General features: G+C 38.1%; 11 protein-coding genes and 3 pseudogenes. 9 read left to right on the top strand and 5 right to left on the bottom strand.

The window, feature by feature from the left end; translation table 11 throughout:
* Nucleotides 1-64: 64 nt before the first annotated feature.
* From F6K18_RS36535 to F6K18_RS09540, 3 genes and pseudogenes are all read right to left on the bottom strand, one after another.
* Nucleotides 65-172: pseudogene (locus F6K18_RS36535) on the bottom strand (LecA/PA-IL family lectin); the annotation flags it as partial.
* A 180-nt stretch (nucleotides 173-352) separates the two neighbouring features.
* The gene (locus F6K18_RS09545) at nucleotides 353-961 is read right to left on the bottom strand and encodes a hypothetical protein (RefSeq protein WP_287520425.1); all 609 of its coding nucleotides are present in this window, start codon (nucleotides 959-961) and stop codon (nucleotides 353-355) included.
* Nucleotides 962-1,404: 443 nt separating this feature from the next.
* Nucleotides 1,405-1,926, bottom strand: coding sequence for a hypothetical protein (locus F6K18_RS09540; RefSeq protein ID WP_287520423.1), 522 nt, complete (start codon nucleotides 1,924-1,926; stop codon nucleotides 1,405-1,407).
* 328 nt (nucleotides 1,927-2,254) lie between these two features.
* On the opposite strand from F6K18_RS09540, the gene F6K18_RS09535 reads away from it, so the two are divergent.
* Nucleotides 2,255-2,458 carry a hypothetical protein gene (locus F6K18_RS09535; RefSeq protein WP_287520420.1) on the top strand — a complete coding sequence of 68 codons (204 nt, stop codon included), beginning with the start codon at nucleotides 2,255-2,257 and terminating at the stop codon, nucleotides 2,456-2,458.
* Nucleotides 2,459-2,927: 469 nt separating this feature from the next.
* On the opposite strand, the gene F6K18_RS09530 is transcribed toward F6K18_RS09535, so the two are convergent.
* Both F6K18_RS09530 and F6K18_RS09525 read right to left on the bottom strand, forming a co-directional pair.
* Nucleotides 2,928-3,092, bottom strand: a complete 165-nt coding sequence (locus F6K18_RS09530; protein WP_287520418.1) for a hypothetical protein — start codon at nucleotides 3,090-3,092, stop codon at nucleotides 2,928-2,930.
* Between the two features lie 69 nt (nucleotides 3,093-3,161).
* On the bottom strand, nucleotides 3,162-4,529 hold the full coding sequence (locus tag F6K18_RS09525) for a sigma-70 family RNA polymerase sigma factor (RefSeq protein WP_287520415.1): 1,368 nt from the start codon (nucleotides 4,527-4,529) through the stop codon (nucleotides 3,162-3,164).
* 1,437 nt (nucleotides 4,530-5,966) lie between these two features.
* On the opposite strand from F6K18_RS09525, the gene glmM reads away from it, so the two are divergent.
* From glmM to F6K18_RS09490, 8 genes and pseudogenes are all read left to right on the top strand, one after another.
* Nucleotides 5,967-7,424 carry a phosphoglucosamine mutase gene (gene glmM, locus F6K18_RS09520; RefSeq protein WP_287520414.1) on the top strand — a complete coding sequence of 486 codons (1,458 nt, stop codon included), beginning with the start codon at nucleotides 5,967-5,969 and terminating at the stop codon, nucleotides 7,422-7,424.
* A 13-nt stretch (nucleotides 7,425-7,437) separates the two neighbouring features.
* Nucleotides 7,438-9,087: a hormogonium polysaccharide biosynthesis protein HpsL gene (hpsL, locus tag F6K18_RS09515; RefSeq protein WP_287520412.1), complete on the top strand. Its 1,650-nt coding sequence runs from the start codon at nucleotides 7,438-7,440 to the stop codon at nucleotides 9,085-9,087.
* A gap of 11 nt (nucleotides 9,088-9,098) precedes the next feature.
* A complete protein-coding gene (hpsN, locus tag F6K18_RS09510; RefSeq protein ID WP_287520409.1) occupies nucleotides 9,099-10,103 on the top strand; it encodes a hormogonium polysaccharide biosynthesis glycosyltransferase HpsN in 1,005 nt (334 codons plus the stop codon).
* Nucleotides 10,104-10,448: 345 nt separating this feature from the next.
* Nucleotides 10,449-11,060, top strand: a pseudogene (locus F6K18_RS09505) (Rpn family recombination-promoting nuclease/putative transposase).
* A 267-nt stretch (nucleotides 11,061-11,327) separates the two neighbouring features.
* A pseudogene (locus tag F6K18_RS36530) lies at nucleotides 11,328-11,492 on the top strand (DUF4351 domain-containing protein); the annotation flags it as partial.
* A 167-nt stretch (nucleotides 11,493-11,659) separates the two neighbouring features.
* Entirely contained in the window at nucleotides 11,660-12,826 is a 1,167-nt protein-coding gene (gene hpsO / locus F6K18_RS09500) for a hormogonium polysaccharide biosynthesis glycosyltransferase HpsO (protein WP_287520407.1), read from the top strand.
* 483 nt (nucleotides 12,827-13,309) lie between these two features.
* Nucleotides 13,310-15,910, top strand: coding sequence for a M1 family metallopeptidase (locus F6K18_RS09495; RefSeq protein ID WP_287520405.1), 2,601 nt, complete (start codon nucleotides 13,310-13,312; stop codon nucleotides 15,908-15,910).
* 563 nt (nucleotides 15,911-16,473) lie between these two features.
* Entirely contained in the window at nucleotides 16,474-17,361 is an 888-nt protein-coding gene (locus tag F6K18_RS09490; protein WP_287520404.1) for a hypothetical protein, read from the top strand.
* Nucleotides 17,362-17,464 lie beyond the last annotated feature (103 nt).

Below are 17,464 nucleotides of genomic sequence, written 5' to 3'. Positions count from 1 at the left end.
ATTCTGAATTATCTGATTAAGGTCTAAGTTCTTTCTAGAACCTCAAAATAGTTAATTGCGTTCTTCATTGACCTATCGCAACCTTGATACTATAACTACCTTGGTTATCTCCATACATACCCTTGGCATCATTATTGAACAGTGTAATCCTCTCATGTAGGTTCAACCTGAACCACCGAAATAGTCAAAATTAGGGCAACAACAACCCTAGAGATATGTTTAAACATCATAACCTTCCTTAAAAAACCTTAATTCAAATGTTAAGCGATCGCCTAAATTAGTAGACGCTACATATAGTCTCTTTGCGTAAGTCCTATATTTTTCAGAGATGTCTATAGAACTAGCAAGAAATTTATAGTTGATTTGGTAGGTTAGTAACTTTAATTTTCTCAGCCTTAAGAGTTATATGATCTACAAATTCTGGGACTTTATATGACGCTCCAAAATTAATTGCTATTTCCGACTCTTTGTCACTTGAAGACCCGCCAAACGGCGCCAAATTTATACGTATATCATACTTTTCTACGTTATTTGGTTCCACTGACCCGAAATCCAAACTTGTTTTAGCTTCAGGTGGCAACAATTCCCAATTCCCGGTTTTTGGCTCATACACATAGAGATTAGTCTCGAATAATTTCAGATTATTATCCAAATCGATGGGAACCTTTACATCACATAGTTTGAAAGTATTTGGATTTTTGACATATATCGTAGCTTCCAAATAACTTTCTTCATTATCTACATAACTGGCGTCTTTCCAATATTGAAGCCACACCTGCATTGGTTTTGCATCTTTTAAACCTTGATAATAAGATATGGCTTGTTCCTTATACTTCTGTTTTACGGGTTGTAATCCATAATTTTTAGAAATTGCACTTGCGCTACTTGTTGAGATGCTAAATACTGCTACTATTGCTATCAAAGCAGTTAATAATGACTTAAAATATTTTTTGATCTTCATCAGTTATTTTCCTATTTTCCAAAAACTCCAATCAGAACCTGCACACATGATCATTTCAGTTTAGATTGAGACAATGGTTTCTTTCTGTGAAAGGGTTTCAGCTAAATTAGTAAGGCTGATGATTAGGTAGGGATATGTCAAATCAATCGGTTCTATAATAGTGTGGAATAGTTATATCAGGACTTACACAGTCTAGTAGAGGCAAATAGCATTTGCCCTCTACAGATAGGGTATTATCTACGAATTTGCGTAAGTCCTGTATATGTTGGTGAGATTCACTCACCAAACATATAAAGGAATCAGTAATAGAGTTGTTGGGAGTTAAGCTAAAAAAATGGCTAAAACACTTACCAGTCAAAGTTTATAGTTTTTTTTAGTCTGAAACGATGAAAACCTTATATAGTAAGCTTTTGAGCATTTTCAACTTTTATTTACCAAAAACTCTAACCAATAACAGGTATCTTCGTAATCTCAATCTTTGGACCGTTTAGAACCGCAATGTCGGTAAAATCTAGAGTCCATTTGGCTCCTACATTCAAAACAAAATCGCCACTGTTCTGGACATTCATATCAAGACCTTTGTCGATACACTGAATCCTTAAAGGGAAGTCCAAAGTAGTGTTAGCTGGGACTTCACCATATTCTATCTTTCCTCCACAAGAACTTAGGTCTACCCACTGGCAATTATAATAAACATGGGCATAATCATCTATTGCTCTTATTAGCTCATCTACATCAATCCTAATTACCACACCTTTTAAAGGGAAACTATTGGGATTACAAAAAGAGACATTAGCATTTAGCCAGCACTCAGATGAGGAAACAAATTCTGCATTCCTCTTATACTTTATCAGAATTATAGGTGGTTTACATCCTTTATAGGCCTCTAATTCAAAGGTTTCATAGCGACAGCTAGAATTTTCATATTTCAATCCGTGGACTGAACAATCGCAAATGTCAGGCATTAATTTTTTGCTCCTTGTTGTGTTGTTTTTATTTCTTTCACTTTCCAGTGCGACAATAACTCGGTTACCTCTTTCTGGAAATACCGACTCTCTATCTAAATAGAGGATAAGTTGTTTCCGGTTGTGGTTAGTCTCTGTCTTCGTCGCTCCTTCACACTTTAGACGTTTCTAATAAGGTTTTTCTGACATGAATTTTCTTTTTTTTTTCTCTTCTGCTTTGCTTCTTACTGTTTATTCTCTCCCTTCAGTTTTGTCAACCCAATTTTATTGGGCACAGAATTCAGCTCCAGATTTTAATTCGTTACTCGTTTCCGACATTTTTTCCTGTATGCAGAGACCTATAAAGAGTCACATGGAGGAAAGCGATCGCCGAAAAATTATCCAAACCAACGTATCGCGCTACCGTGAACGTTACGCGATGTTTGCCCCTTCTATTCTTTTCCAAATTTCATCCACTATCGAACTTACCAACCAAACAGTCTCAACAAATTCGTTAACTCTCAACGAATACTGTTCTACCTTTTCTCAATGAGTCAACCTTCGATCGCCACACCAAATCAACCTCTCACGCAATTTTGGTAAAGAGTCAATCAAACTACACCACACCAAGAACATTACCCCCCTGTATCCATCAATGACCTATCCCAACTCCACTGAATACCCTTCAATGAACTCCAAACACTAGGAAAAAGTTTCATCTCTCCCATTAACCGAGATATTAACCCAAATTTACTATTCTCCCCTGTCAAACTCCCCCACATAACATACGGTCTCAACCATCGCGATCGCTCTCTTGACAGCAAAAACTAACAACGAGTCACATTGAGTCAAGCGATCACCGAAAAATTGCCATGTAAATATTCAGCGCTGCCGTGATCGTTACGCGATGTTTGCTCTTCCTATTCCTTTGTAAATCTCATCCACTTTCTGATCGCCACACCAAATCAACCTCTCACACAATTTTGGTAAAGAGGCAACAAAACTACGGCACACTAGAGACATTACCCCCCTGTATCCATCAACGACCTATGCCAAATCCACTGATCGACCATCAATAGACATCTCCAAACACTAGGCAAAAGTTTCATCTCTCCCATTAACCGAGATATTAACCCAGATTTAGTATTATCCCCTGCCAAACCCCGCCACATAACATACGGTCTCAACCATCGCGATCGCTCCCTTGATAAACAACAGACAAGATATTTTTTCTGGTAACTTTTGCTGGCAGTTGATCAGCAACAGGCAACAGACAAAAAGGAAGAAATTTTTGCAGAGAGTGGGTGATACAAAAAAAGATTTTTCTGGTAACTATTTCTTCCAGTTCCCAGAAATGGTTGAATAAAATTATTGATTTTCTGAAGATGTCTATTATGCTTTGATACAAAATCCCGTTGAACAGTTGTCATTGCCACCATAGGAAGCAATCTCCTAAACCCCTGAGATTGCTTTCTTCCACTCCGTTTCAGTTGCAATGACTTAGATATAGTAATTCTCCGGATTTTATCTGACTCCACCGAACTTTCAACACACCCATCTTTTTCTGCCTCAACTACCTCAACACACTCTACTTCAGTTAATTCTGTAGCGGTCTCCTGAATCTCCCGATCAACTTGCTGCCTTGAATCGAAAGCACTCTCCACAGACTCTTGTTTTTCTGCCTCAACGAAGCGATCGCCTTCTACTTCTACCAATACTGTGGCCACTTCCTGAATAGTCTGACCTACATTATCCCCTAACTCCACAGAACTATCCACAAACTCAGATTTTTCTACCTCTACTACCTCTTCTGGTGATGGGAACCCACCCCTAACCAAACCCACCCCCACCCCTCCCAGGAGGGAAGTCAGGAGGGGAAGGTGGGGTGATGGAGAAATAGAATGGCCATCAAATACAGCGCGATCGCATGGCAATTGTTTCGTCCCTATTTCCAACCCTTTCCTTTCTTCCGAATCAATTCTCTGCTGCTTTTCCCCATATTTTCTTTGGGTAGACAACTTCCGACCATAACCTGCCGTAACACTTACTTTCTCCCCCGTCCCTAGAAAATAGTTGCTCAACTTCTGTTTGAGCTTTTTCCTCGCCAAATATATCCGCCTGGATACATTGTTGTAAGATATCCCTTGTCGTTTCGCAATTTCTGTATGGGAAAGCTCCTCATAAAAATGTAAAATAAAAGTCCCCCGCAACCTTTCTGGTAAATCAGCGATCGCCCGTCGAATCTCAATAGACTTCTCCTCTCTCTCCAGACAACTCTCCGGCGACTCCACCGAAGAGGCCATACCCATATCCTGAGTATCCCCCACAAATTCAATACTTTCAACACCCGTAGCGCCTCGAGAACGTTCTCGAATAATATCAATACAGAGATTACAAGTCACCTTGATCGACCATGCCCTAAAATTAGTAATTTCCCCCTCGAACTTTTGCACCTTTTCACAAGCTTTCAGCATTGCCTGACTCAGAGCATCTTCCGCATCTGTATGGTTAAAGTTCATCAGTCTGAGACAACACCGATAAAGCATATCTTGATGTTCAGTCCATTGCTCCCAAAACTGACAAACCAAACCAGAATTGCCCTTCTCAGTTAAAGCAAAATCCATTATATGTCCTCTTGAATCTGCTGACTATCTACATTAATCAAGACGTAAGGACATTTACTTATTTGACTCATCAAAGTTCATATAAAAGTTCATATAATTAGGCTTTTCTTCATAGTGAAAATCAACCGTTATTAGCTACCTGCACAAATTGAATCATTTGTCAATCTCATAAAATCTATAAGTATTTTCTACCTGCACAAGTCGAATCATTTGTCAATCTCATAAAATCTATATGAATTTTTATTCAATAAACAATAGACAGCAAGCATTAACGAAGTCAGAAGTCAGAAGTCAGAAGTCAGAAGTTAAATATTCCATCTGATCTCCATCTCCCCTACTCCCCAGAGGGAGGCAACTCCTATAGCAATGTGCGCTGGCATATTTAGGGTTTGCGCTCATAAGTCTTATGGGTGAGGGTAGGAGACAGGAGACAGGAGACAGGAGATAGGAGACAGGAGACAGGAGAAATGGGTACTTAGAGGAGGTAGGAGTAAGAATTGTCCCAAGATTGTTCTGCTCAACTCTTGACCAAAATCCTGAATTTTTGAACCATTACCACCTAAAACCTCGCACCCCCTCCAGACCTAAAATTGCTCAAACTAATACCAGTCAATACTTTGATATTTAATCAGCAAACCCTATTTACAAATTGCAGGAGGTGTCCAATAGGTAAAAGTCTTATACTATCGGCAATTTATTCCCCCTATTGCCTTCCGGAGTTGTTGCCTGTTGCCTGGGCGCAGCGCTATACTTCAAAGGCCCAGGAGTAGGCAGGAAAAAAAGCGATCGCCTCCTTCTTAGCTATGGAGCGATCGCCCTTTCAAGGCATTTCTGTGATTAGACAACTTTATATACTGCTTCATAAAACTGATACAAAGCGTTACATAACGTGACAAATTGATGTTGACTTCCTGCTTCTTGTGAGGCCGTCGGCGGTTACTCATCCACAGGCATTAACGGTCAAGCCAACCGCATCTCTAAACTCTATACTTACATTTAAGTCTTTATCAATTAACATCAGAAAAAAGTCCTCAAACCCTTACTACGCCGTTCCTAGTAGGGAGCGGGATTTCAGGATAGGTCTACGTCTATATAGATAGACTGCCAGAAATGCGAATAGCAGGGATTAGTGCAGAAGATACAAATTTCACCCTCGTTACTACTTACCTGTGAGAACTAGCGTATTATGTCAATAAATTGCGCAAATTGTTAACTAAGTCGAAACTCTTAGGACTTAGGCACTGACAATAAATATAGGGTTTTGGTGTGTTACGCTACCGCTAACACACCCTACTGGACTGACACTATTGCCTGTTGCCTATTGCCTGTTGCCTGCACACAGCGCTATAAATAATTCAAAATTATCTATTCAATCAGGAAGTGGTATTCTCTTTCTTGAGAGTGAGAATAACTAAATATTGACGAGGAGTGAAAATTATGGTAGCAATACCATCATTCAAACCAACTTATGGACAAAATACTTTTAACTTATCACCCACAGCAATAACAACAACATTGCCTTGGAACCAGACCTTACTGCCCACAACACCCCTATTCGGTACAGATGGCATCCGGGGCAAAGCAGGAGAACTACTAAACGCCCCCCTAGCCTTACAAATAGGCTTTTGGGCAGGACAGGTATTGCGCCAATATTCTCCAAACTGTGGCCTTGTAATTATGGGTCAAGATACCAGAAATTCAGGCAATATGCTAGGAATGGCTCTATCAGCAGGTTTAACCGCAGCAGGGTTAGAAGTTTGGAATTTAGGTTTATGCCCTACCCCTTGTGTTGCCTATCTTACTAGCGTTTCAGAAGCAATAGGCGGGGTAATGATTTCTGCTAGTCATAACCCACCCGAAGATAATGGGATTAAATTTTTTGGTTCCGATGGTACAAAACTCTCTTCAGAATTACAGAAACAAATAGAATCTGGAATTAGAGGAATGGCAGATTTTCCAGCTATTCACAATAACTGGGGACAGCATTACCATAGACCAGAATTAGTCAAGGAGTACCAAGCATCTCTACATTCTCCTTTAATACCAGGACATTTCCAGGGGATGAAAATAGTTCTGGACTTAGCTTGGGGAGCAGCAGTTCATACCGCCCCAGAAGTTTTCCAGGGAATGGGGGCAGAAGTCATTTGTTTACATGACCAACCAAACGGCGATCGTATCAATGTCAACTGTGGGTCTACTCATCTCCATTCCCTGCAACAAGCAGTAGTAGAAAACAAAGCTGATATAGGATTTGCCTTTGATGGAGATGCTGACCGAGTATTAGCAGTAGATTCTCAAGGTCGTTCCATTGATGGAGATTACATACTCTATTTCTGGGGCCAAAGCTTAAGTAAAGCCGGGTTATTGCCAAACAACTTGATTGTCACTACAGTAATGGCCAATTTAGGATTTGAACGTGCTTGGCACAAACAGGGTGGACAAATATTGAGGACTAAAGTAGGAGACCAATATGTTCATGCAGAAATGCAGCGGACAGGCTCAATGTTAGGCGGCGAGCAATCAGGACATATTCTCTGTCCTCACTATGGCCTTACAGGAGATGGTCTAATGACAGCCCTACATTTAGCAGCTCTAGTCAAAAGCTCAGAAGTCTCCCTAGCAGAATTAGTAGACCAAAGCTTCCAGACCTATCCCCAATTGCTCCGAAATGTCCGGGTAGAAGACCGCGATCGCCGAGCTAACTGGAAAAACTGCGAACCATTAGTCAGAGCTATAGAAGAAGCAGAAACAGCTCTAGCAGATTTTGGACGAGTATTAGTCCGAGCTTCTGGCACAGAACCAGTAATTCGAGTTATGGTAGAAGCAATGAATGCTGAACTCGCAAGCTACTGGACAGAGAACTTAGTTTTAGCAGTCCAGCAATATCTGGCCTAAAACTGACTTAACAATGCCGACAAAACAAAAGTCTAAAAAAAAATCAAAAAGCAAATCAAAAAAGAAAGGCAAACCTGCTGCTCCCCAGGTTAGCAAAAAGGAATTAGCTGCCAGAAAGCGCCAAATAGCTAAACAAATTCAGCAGGTTATTGGCGCTCTTGTTACTTATGGTGGTCTTGGTCTTGTTATTGGTATAACGTTATTTTTCATAGCGGAGCCAAAAATAGCCCTCGCTGGTGGTGGTGGTGTGGCAGTTTTAGGTTTTTCCTTCAAGTATCCAATTTTAGGACTTTGGGCCTTCCTAATTTATATGCCCTTTGCTGGCACTGTGACTTACTGGATGGGTGGAGGAAGTCCCATTTTTCAGTTAGCAAAAGATGGCTTTTTCATTCCAGCAATGATTGGCATTGGTATGTGGTGCAAAAAAACAGGAAATCCATTCATCATTCCCAAGGTAGTGAAAAATCCCTTATACATTTTATTGGGCTTTTGTCTACTTACTTTACTATTCGTTAATGGTGCTCAACAGTTGGAACCACCAGACCCACTCAGACCAAATGTTAATGAACAAGTTAATGAACAACCAATATTGATGGGAATATTGGGACTCAAAGCATTGATCGGCTACCTACCTTTAATTACAGGTGCTTACTATAAACTCAAAACTAAAAAAGAATTATTACTTGCTGCGCGTCTTACAGTAATTTTAGCTATTATCTGTTGTTTACTTGGTATAGTACAGTACCAATTTCTCAGTTCAGGTAAGTGTAAAGGTACTCGTGGTTTTACTGGACAACAACTATTTAGAGCAACTCTAAAAGCTAAATGTTTAGTAGGAGGCGCTCTATTATTTAGTCCTAGTCAGGGTGTGATTCGTTTACCGGGTACTTTTGTTGCACCTTGGCAGTGGGGATGGTTTTTGATTTCTAATGCTGCCTTTACCTTTGCAGTTGCTTTTAGTGACCCCTCTCCTATCTGGCGAATAGGAGGTTTATTTGGAATGGCAGTGGTTTTTGTTAATGCAGCTATTAGCGGTCAAAGAATTGCTCTAGCTCTGGTTCCCACAGTAACTATAATTCTTCTGGTGCTGACAGGTCAGATCGCTAACCTCAAAAGGTTTCTTCCTATAGGTATTGGACTAGGTGTTGTACTGGGAGGAGTAATAGTATCCAATCCTGTAGTTGTTCAGGAGCGGATAGATAGTTTTGTTAGTCGCTGGCAAGCTGCACCACCCACTGCTTTTATTACCGGACAATTTCACGAAGTCAGCCATGTAGGAGGTTTGGGCAAAGGGTTAGGACGGGCTACTAATTCAGCCCGAACTTTTGGTAGAACTAGGTTAATTGAGACTTATTATCCTAAGTTAATTTATGAAATAGGACAGTTCGGCGCAATTGCAATGTTAGTCTTGCTAACCACTATTACTTTTACTAGTTTCAAAGCTTATCGCTCTGTTAAAGACAAGAGTCTACGCAGTTATGGTGCATGCTATTGGGTTTTTGTTTTGATTATTAGCTACAACACTTATTACTATCCTCTAGATGTAGATCCAGTTACGGTTTATTACTGGTATTTTGCTGGAGTAGTTCTGAGGTTGCCAGCAATTGATAAACAGGAACAAGCAAGAATTAAAGCGGAAGAAGAAATGGAAAATAGTAAATAAGAAGGAGAAAAATGAACACACAATCTCTAACCGAAGAAAATCAACAATTAACTATTCCTATTTCTGTTGTCATTCCTACCTATAACCGGGAGGAACCTCTAGTAGATACGATCGCTGATCTTATTCAACAAGACTATCCTAATTTTGAAATTTTGGTAGTGGACCAGACTGCTACTCATAAACCAGAAATTCAAACTTATTTAGAGGAAGTAGCTAATGCTGGAAAAATTAAATTGTTCCGTTTGACTTGGGCGAGTTTACCAGGGGCAAGGAATTATGCGGTCAGACATTGTAGTGGCGAAATAATTCTTTTTATTGATGATGATGTACGCTTGGAAAAAGGATTTTTGGCTGCCCATGCTCGTAACTATGTCGATCGCCCAGAAGTAGGAGCAGTGGCGGGACGAGTATTCGATCGCATGAAATTAGGAGATTCTGGTGGAGAGTTGGAAATAGAAGATTTACCTCCTGAAGCAGCAGACCCCGGTATTGCTTGGTATCATATTGACTTGGTACATACAGTTAAGCCTCAACGAGTGATATCAGCTAGAGGTTGTAATATGTCTTATCGCCGAGAGATTTTTACTAAGTATGGTTTGTCTTTCGATGAGCGGTTTCGGGGTAGTGCAGTACGGGAAGAGTCGGATTTTTGTTTGAGGTTACGACAAACTGGTTATCAAATTTGGTTTGACCCAGAAGCTTCTTTAGTTCACTTGGGTGAAGAAAGTGGAGGTTGCCATGATATTTCTACAAGGTCGCTCAAGTATCAAGTTACTTTTTATCACAATCACTTTTTCATGGGATTAAAAAATCTGACTCTTAATCAATGTCTGCGTTTTTTTGCCAAATTATTTGATTGTCATGTGTTGGGCAACCCCCCTTGTTATAAAGGTGGCTCCCCTATCAAAGTAATTACTCGTGGAAGTTTCTATACTCTTGGTTTTTTGAGTGCTGTTCAAACAAAGGTTAAATCTATTTGGGATGACGGGCAAATTTATACTCGACAAAGTAATTAATAATTAACAATTAATAATTTAATTCTTTTCTGACAGCATAGTGTGAAGTTATTTTGGGAAAATGGTATAAATTTAATCAAATTATACTAATTTATTTGGTAATAATTTGTGATAAAGTGCCGATCTCTGTCTTGATTAACTAATATCATGTCCGGATAATTAGCGATAGAAATCCGTTCCGCTGACCCGTTAACTTTTGCGATAGTATTCTGATAAAAAAGTTGTGCGCCAGCAAACAAAAAAACTTTCTTCTTCTACTCTTCCCTCCTGACTCCTGAGGACTCGGTCGTTTATTTATAACTGTTCAACCGGACATGATATAACGTAACGTAAACCAGATTTAGTATGAGATTTATTAATCCTAAAACAGATTATGCCTTCAAAAAAATCTTTAGTTCTGCACAGAGTAAAGATATTCTGATTAGTTTTCTCAATGCACTACTCTATAAAGGTCAAAATACTATCTGTGACTTAGAATTTATTGATACCTATGAACCTGGGTCAGTAGCCATTCTCAAAGACTCATATTTAGATATGAGAGTTAAACTTGATAATGGCTCTACAGTCATTATTTAAATGCAGGTTTTAAATATCGAAGGTTTTAATAAACGAGTTATTTACTATGCTGCAAAAGTTTATGTTAATCAACTTAAGTGAAGGGAGATTTACGCTGACTTAAAACCTGTAATTTCTCTAACTATTGCTGATTTTATAATGTTTCAGGAAAGTGAAAAAATTATTACTCACTTTGCATTTAAAGAATGGGATAATTATTTTGTTTATCCAGACAGCGATCTAGAACTATTTTTTGTGGAGTTACCTAAATTTAAGAAAAAGTTGGCAAATTTAGAAACTATGACAGATAAATGGCTTTACTTTATCATTTTCTTTGTGGGTTTAATACCCCACCGTCTACACGGTGTTCAAAATTACTTGGGGGAGCGAATCCCCATGTAATTTTCCGACTGTCTCCTGTCTCCTGTCTCCTGTCTCCTGTCTCCTGTCTCCTTCTTCAAGAAATATACTAATAGTTTGGAGGTCGAATCAATGGGGATAATTCCTGAGATTCATCAAGCTTTTACCATTGCTAATGAAGCTAATTTAACTGTAGATGAGTTGCAATAATTGGAAAGTCAAGAGCGATTTATTCTTGACCAAAAATGGGCAATTGCTTTTAGTAAAGCAGAAGGTAAAAGGCAAGGTCGTGAATAGGGTAAAAGGGAATTAATCCTAAGTTTAATAGAACGTTTATTAGGCAAAATTGATGTCCAGACTCAAGAGCGCTTTAATCAATTATCTAGTAGACAATTAGAGCAATTAAGTCAGACAATGTTAGAATTCAAAAATATATCTGATTTAGTGGATTGGTTAGAGCAAATACGAGAGTGACAAAATAACAAATAGGTAATAGATAGGGAAGCTATTTTTTGATGAACAATCAATATTTAAGTAATACCAAGAGAAAGTTGAAATAATATAATACTGCTGACTTCAACTTTTTTCTGAAAATTCTAACAAATACTCCTTCATAAATAGTAAATTATCCAATAATAACCATGAAAATATTAGTAGCTAGCCACACCTATATTGTTGACTTAAACCGGGAAAAGTTACGCGCTTTAGCTAAACTTGAACCGGGGATTGAAGTTACGGTTGTTGTTCCTAAACGTTGGAATCCTAAAGGTGTACAAAGTCAAATCGTTGAAACCCAATTTATTGATGAGGGTTCTTTTCAAGTAGTACCGATTTCTAATTACAGTGAAAATAATCAAGCTTTACTGACTTTTGGTCCAGACTTAATTGGCTTACTACAAAAATTTAGGCCGGATATTATTCAAGTAGAACAGGGTTCTAAAGCTTTAACTTATGCTCAGTTCATTACTTTTAATAAACTTTTAGGAATCAAGGCTAAAAATTTATTTTTCACTTGGTGGAATTTACCTTATGAACTCAAGTTTCCTATTTCTTTGTTAGAAGGTTATAACCTCAGAAATACTAATGGAATTGTTGCAGGTAATAAAGATGGAGAAGATATTTTAAGAGATAGAGGTTACAAAGGTCCGATAAAAGTTATGCCTCAGTTAGGAGTAGATGAAACTTTATTTAAACCAGAACCTCAAACAGAATTAAGGAATAGTTTGGGGATTCAAGCTGATGATTTTGTGGTGGGTTTTGTGGGTCGTTTTGTTGAGGAAAAGGGCTTACTCACATTAACTGAAGCCTTGGGAGGTTTACAAGAAAAGCCTTGGAAATTGTTATTATTAGGAAGGGGTGAATTACAATCAACTTTATTAGAAAAAGCAGCAAAATTAGGAATTAAAGAGAGGCTAATTTTAGTAGAAAGTGTCCCCCACGACCATGTACAAAAATATATTAATCTGATGAATACTTTAGTATTGCCATCAGAAACTACTTACAAATTTAAAACTTTAACTTCTGTGGGTTGGAAAGAACAATTTGGTCATGTTTTAATTGAAGCAATGGCTTGTCAAGTGCCTGTAATAGGTTCTGATTCTGGAGAAATTCCTTATGTAATTGGGGATGCTGGTTTGGTATTTCCAGAGGGAAATGTTGAGGAATTGAGAAGTTGTTTAATGCAGTTGATGGAGCAAAAAGAATTAACTGAGGAATTAGGGAAAAAGGGTTATGAAAAAGCAATGAATCAGTATACAAATCAAGCTTTAGCCAGACAGTTATTTAATTTTTATCAGGAGTTAGTATAGTTTTTTTGATAGCGCTATATTATACAGCGGTTTTCATTTTGGTAGACTACTATTAACAATTAAATGTTCCTAGTGCGGGCATCTTGCCCGCCATAACATCTTGCCCGCCATAACATCTTGCCTGCTATGGGTGTACCTCATATCAAATCCGTTTAATTGGACATAAAAAAAATCTTCAATCGCCGTAACTACGTTTATCTTTGTAATTCTTTCTCCTCCTGACTCCTGACTCCTGACTCCTGACTCCTCCTAACTTAAGCATTCTATGGCTGTTTAACCGGATTTGATATCACCCCTAGTGGAATCTACTGTATGTATTACTGAATACAAAATTTGAGAAATATTAAATTCGTATCAATCCCAGGATTAAGCTGTAGGATAATTGTATAATAGTATTTTACAATAATCTAGGTATTGCTGTCAGGGCTACGACTAACAGATATACTAGATTTTTGTCCAATACATATCAATAAATCACATCGAATGTCCAATCTCTACTTTGATTCTGAAAATAATTCCAAATCTTTTGAATTACCAGGTGCTAAACCCCATTATAACCCCGATCGTCCAGGCCAAGTAGAACATATTTTCCTCGATCTAGAACTCGACATTCCTAATCACAGTTTTCATGGCAATTGTATCATTAGTATAAACCCTGTACGGAGTGGCATTGATAAATTAACCCTTGATGCGGTTGACTTAGAAATTAAATCTATTAAAGTTAACGACACTGAACAAACTTTTGACTACGACGGCGAAGAATTACAGATTTATCTGCAACCAACGACTGAAGCAGGTAAACAAATAAAAGTAGCGATCGCCTACGCTGCCAACAACCCTCAAAGAGGCATATATTTCATTACTCCCGACAAACATTATCCAAACAAACCCACCCAAGTCTGGACTCAAGGTGAAGACGAAGACTCTCGTTACTGGTTTCCCTGTTTCGACTACCCTGGTCAATTATCGACATCAGAAATTCGTGTCAAAGTACCCCATAAATTTATTGCTATCTCCAATGGTGAACTTATTAACACCGAAGAAAGTGAAGATAACAAAACTTATCATTGGATGCAAAAACAAGTTCATCCTACATATTTAATGACCTTAGCAGTGGGTAAATTTGTCGAAATTCAAGATGAATGGAATGGTATTCCCGTTACTTATTATGTAGAAAAAAAACGCCAAGATGATGCTCTACGAACTATGGGCAAAACTCCCCAAATGATAGAATTTTTTAGTCAAGAATTTGGCTATAAATATCCCTATCCTAAATATGCTCAAGTTTGCGTTAATGAATTTATTTTTGGAGGGATGGAAAATACCTCTACAACTTTACTGACAGATAGATGTTTACTAGATGAAAGAGCAGCTTTAGATAATCGTAATTCTGAAAGTTTAGTGGCTCACGAACTTGCTCATCAATGGTTCGGTGATTTAATTGTCATTAAACATTGGTCTCATGCCTGGATTAAAGAAGGAATGGCTACCTACTCAGAAGTATTATGGACAAAGCATGAATATGGTCAAGATGATGCTGCTTATTATCGATTGAAAGAAGCTCGAAGTTATATTGCTGAGGATAAATCTCGCTATCGTCGTCCGATTGTTACTAATGTTTATCGGGAAGCAATAGAGCTTTATGACCGTCATCTTTATGAGAAAGCTGCTTGTGTTTATCACATGATTAAAACCGAATTAGGAGGTGAATTATTTACAAAAGCTATTCATACTTTTGTGAAAAATAATGCTCATCAAACGGTGGAAACTATCGATTTATTAAGAGCAATTGAACAGGCAACAGGAAAGAATTTACTATTCTTATTTGACCAATATGTTTTTCGGGGCGGTCATCCTGATTATCAGGTTAGTTATGCTTGGGATGGTGATAGTAAATTAGCTAAAGTAACAGTCAAACAAACTATAGTTAAAAATGATAAAAATGGGGATTCAAGCAAAGAATTATTTGACCTAAAAATTCCTATTGCTTTTGGTTATCTCAAAGAAGAAAAACCAGAATTGACAACCTTTACTGTACGAATACATGAGCAGGAACAAACCTTTTATTTTCCCCTGGCAGAAAAACCAAAATTTATCAGCTTTGATGTTGGTAATAACTATCTCAAAACAGTGAAATTGGTATATCCATTGGCGGAGCTAAAAGCACAATTAGAATTCGATCCAGATCCTACATCTCGTATTTATGCTGCCGAGGCGTTGGTGAAAAAGGGTGGTTTAGAAGTTGTGAAAGTATTATCAAAGGCGCTGATAGAGGAACCTTTTTGGGGCGTGCGTGTTGAAGTAGTGAAGCAACTGGCAAAAATTCAACTAGACCAGGTTTTTGATGGTTTGGTTACAGGTTTAAATGACGAAGATGCTCGGGTGCGTCGTGCTGTGGTGGAAGCACTAACACAAATCAAAACCAATAAAAGTTATCAGCAACTAAAATCTATAGTCAAAAATGGCGATACTAGCTATTATGTAGAAGCTGCTGCTGTGTCTGGAATTGGAGATATTGGTGCTGCCAATGCTAACTCCGATCAAAAGCCAACTGAGGAAAAGGTAATTAAATTGTTGAAGTGGGTGTTGGCAGAAAAACGAGGGTGGAATGAGGTAGTGCGTTCTGGTGCTATATCAGCGTTGAGTAAGATGAAGACTTCTGAAACTGCTTTGAATCAGATTCTGAAATATACTGTTATTGGTGTACCGCAGACGCTACGTTTAAGTGCTATTCGTTCTCTAGGAACAATTTCTACTGCTCAGTCTCCTGTTAATTTGGAACGTATTTTGCAACGACTGACAGAGTTATCACGGGAAACATTTTTCTTAACTCAGATGTCTGTAGTAGCTGCATTGTCGCAAATGGAAACTGCTAAAGCAATTGCAATTTTGCAGAGTATAGTCGATCAGACTGCTGATGGTCGAGTACGTCGTCGAGCTGAGGAAGCGGTACAGAAAGTGCAGAAAAATATTGGTTCTGATAAGACTCTTAAGCAGTTACGTCAGGAATTTGATAAGATTAAAAAGGAAAATCAGGAATTGAAAAGTCGCTTGGAAAATTTGGAGGCTAAGGTTAAAGAGTAAATAGAGTCTGCTGAAAAAATTGGTTGGTGGGGGTAGGACACGGAGACGCGGAGACACGGAGACGCGGGGACGCGGGGATGGGGAGACGCGGAGATGGGGAAACAGGCAAGGGTTTCGGCCATTTTATGTGAAGAAATTTTCTGCTGAAATTCAAGAAAATTTCAGTAAATTGATGCCAATAACAGCCATAAACGTAAGAGAGCAACTGAATATAAAAAGATCCATTACCGTAAGCTATCCTGACTTTTAGTTTTATGAGCGCAAGCCCTAAATAGGGTTGTCATTTCAGTTATCAGTAAAAGGTTCTGCCTTTTCAAGTTTTTTGAAAGACAAGTGCCTTTTTGGGGCCTTGAAAAAGTGCCTGGTTTTCAGCTCTTCATGCTCATGCATGGAGCGTATTTTAGGCTCATAGTTGGGCAGAAAAATCATTCTTACAATTGTTACTCCTACCTCCTCGCTCATTCCCCGTTTCTCCTGTCTCCTGTCTCCTGTCTCCTGTATCCTACCCCAGCAAAAAGACTTTATGAGCGCAAACCCTAAATATTATTTTCCCCAAAAAATCAATGACAAATCATAAATTTAATCTACCTAACTTTGAGAAAGCAGAAGATTTGCTTAATGATTTATTTAAAGAAGTAAAAAGTCAGGAAAGTGAATTAGCAGGAGGAGAAGCTCAAGAGTTAAAAAGAGGAGCAACTGCAATTCAAAGATTGAAGGAAACTACTGTTAAATTTGGCAATCCTCGTAGTAAATTAATTCCTCTTACTGAAAAAGGTTTTGAAGCAAAGGGAGTGGAATTAAATTACGAAATTAAGCAGTTAATGAAGCAGTTTGATTTCTATTCTATGGTTGTGAGCATCGATCTAAAACCTCAACCAAGTGTTTTGATTTCAAGGTTAGAATGTCAGCTTGATTTTGGTCCTCAAGGAAAAGACGAGCCAATAGTCCATCGTATTATTCCAGATAGTAAATGGCAAACAGTATTAAAGACAGGAGTTAACTTGAATTTAGGACTAGATGTAAACTTAGAAGTGGGAGTTGAAGTTGATGCTTCTGAGTTAACAAAAATAGCTAATCTTCCTGATTATGACAAGTTAAAAGCTAATATAGGGACCAAGGATGAACTTAAAACATTTATTGTTTTAGATAGTTTAAATTATAAATTTGGTAAGTTTAATCTTTTGGCTCAAGGAGAAGATAACTCTCAGTGTTATTGGCGAATTGAAGAGCCAGAAATTCAGGATAAATCTACAGTTGAATTTGACATTATTTTCAAAGTTCCTAAAACAAGGGAGTATATTGATTTAATTGGTAATGTTTGGATTGAACCAAAAATTGATTGGCTTAATGGTGAATTAATTGATGTAATGTCAACTTTACCAGGTCATTTAAAAAATTTGTTTGGGAGTAAAGATAAAGCAGCTAAGAGTTTTGCAGTTGGGATAAAATAAAAATGGATTGGTGAGCAACGAATCATCTTACCTAAACCATAGATTATTGATTTTTTTATTGTTCTTTATTTCTCTCAATTTAATGTTTAATTATAATGACAAT

The sequence above is a fragment of the Okeania sp. SIO2C2 genome (genome assembly GCF_010692625.1).
Lineage (GTDB): Bacteria > Cyanobacteriota > Cyanobacteriia > Cyanobacteriales > Microcoleaceae > Okeania > Okeania hirsuta.
This window is presented reverse-complemented; position numbering and strand designations above follow the sequence as displayed.

Excerpts from the sequence above, each read along its gene's own strand:
- F6K18_RS09545 (WP_287520425.1), bottom strand. The coding sequence starts at position 961 with ATGAAGATCAAAAAATATTTTAAGTCATTATTAACTGCTTTGATAGCA.
- F6K18_RS09540 (WP_287520423.1), bottom strand. The coding sequence starts at position 1,926 with ATGCCTGACATTTGCGATTGTTCAGTCCACGGATTGAAATATGAAAAT.
- F6K18_RS09535 (WP_287520420.1), top strand. The coding sequence starts at position 2,255 with ATGCAGAGACCTATAAAGAGTCACATGGAGGAAAGCGATCGCCGAAAA.
- F6K18_RS09525 (WP_287520415.1), bottom strand. The coding sequence starts at position 4,529 with ATGGATTTTGCTTTAACTGAGAAGGGCAATTCTGGTTTGGTTTGTCAG.
- glmM (WP_287520414.1), top strand. The coding sequence starts at position 5,967 with ATGGTAGCAATACCATCATTCAAACCAACTTATGGACAAAATACTTTT.
- hpsL (WP_287520412.1), top strand. The coding sequence starts at position 7,438 with ATGCCGACAAAACAAAAGTCTAAAAAAAAATCAAAAAGCAAATCAAAA.
- hpsN (WP_287520409.1), top strand. The coding sequence starts at position 9,099 with ATGAACACACAATCTCTAACCGAAGAAAATCAACAATTAACTATTCCT.
- hpsO (WP_287520407.1), top strand. The coding sequence starts at position 11,660 with ATGAAAATATTAGTAGCTAGCCACACCTATATTGTTGACTTAAACCGG.
- F6K18_RS09495 (WP_287520405.1), top strand. The coding sequence starts at position 13,310 with ATGTCCAATCTCTACTTTGATTCTGAAAATAATTCCAAATCTTTTGAA.
- F6K18_RS09490 (WP_287520404.1), top strand. The coding sequence starts at position 16,474 with ATGACAAATCATAAATTTAATCTACCTAACTTTGAGAAAGCAGAAGAT.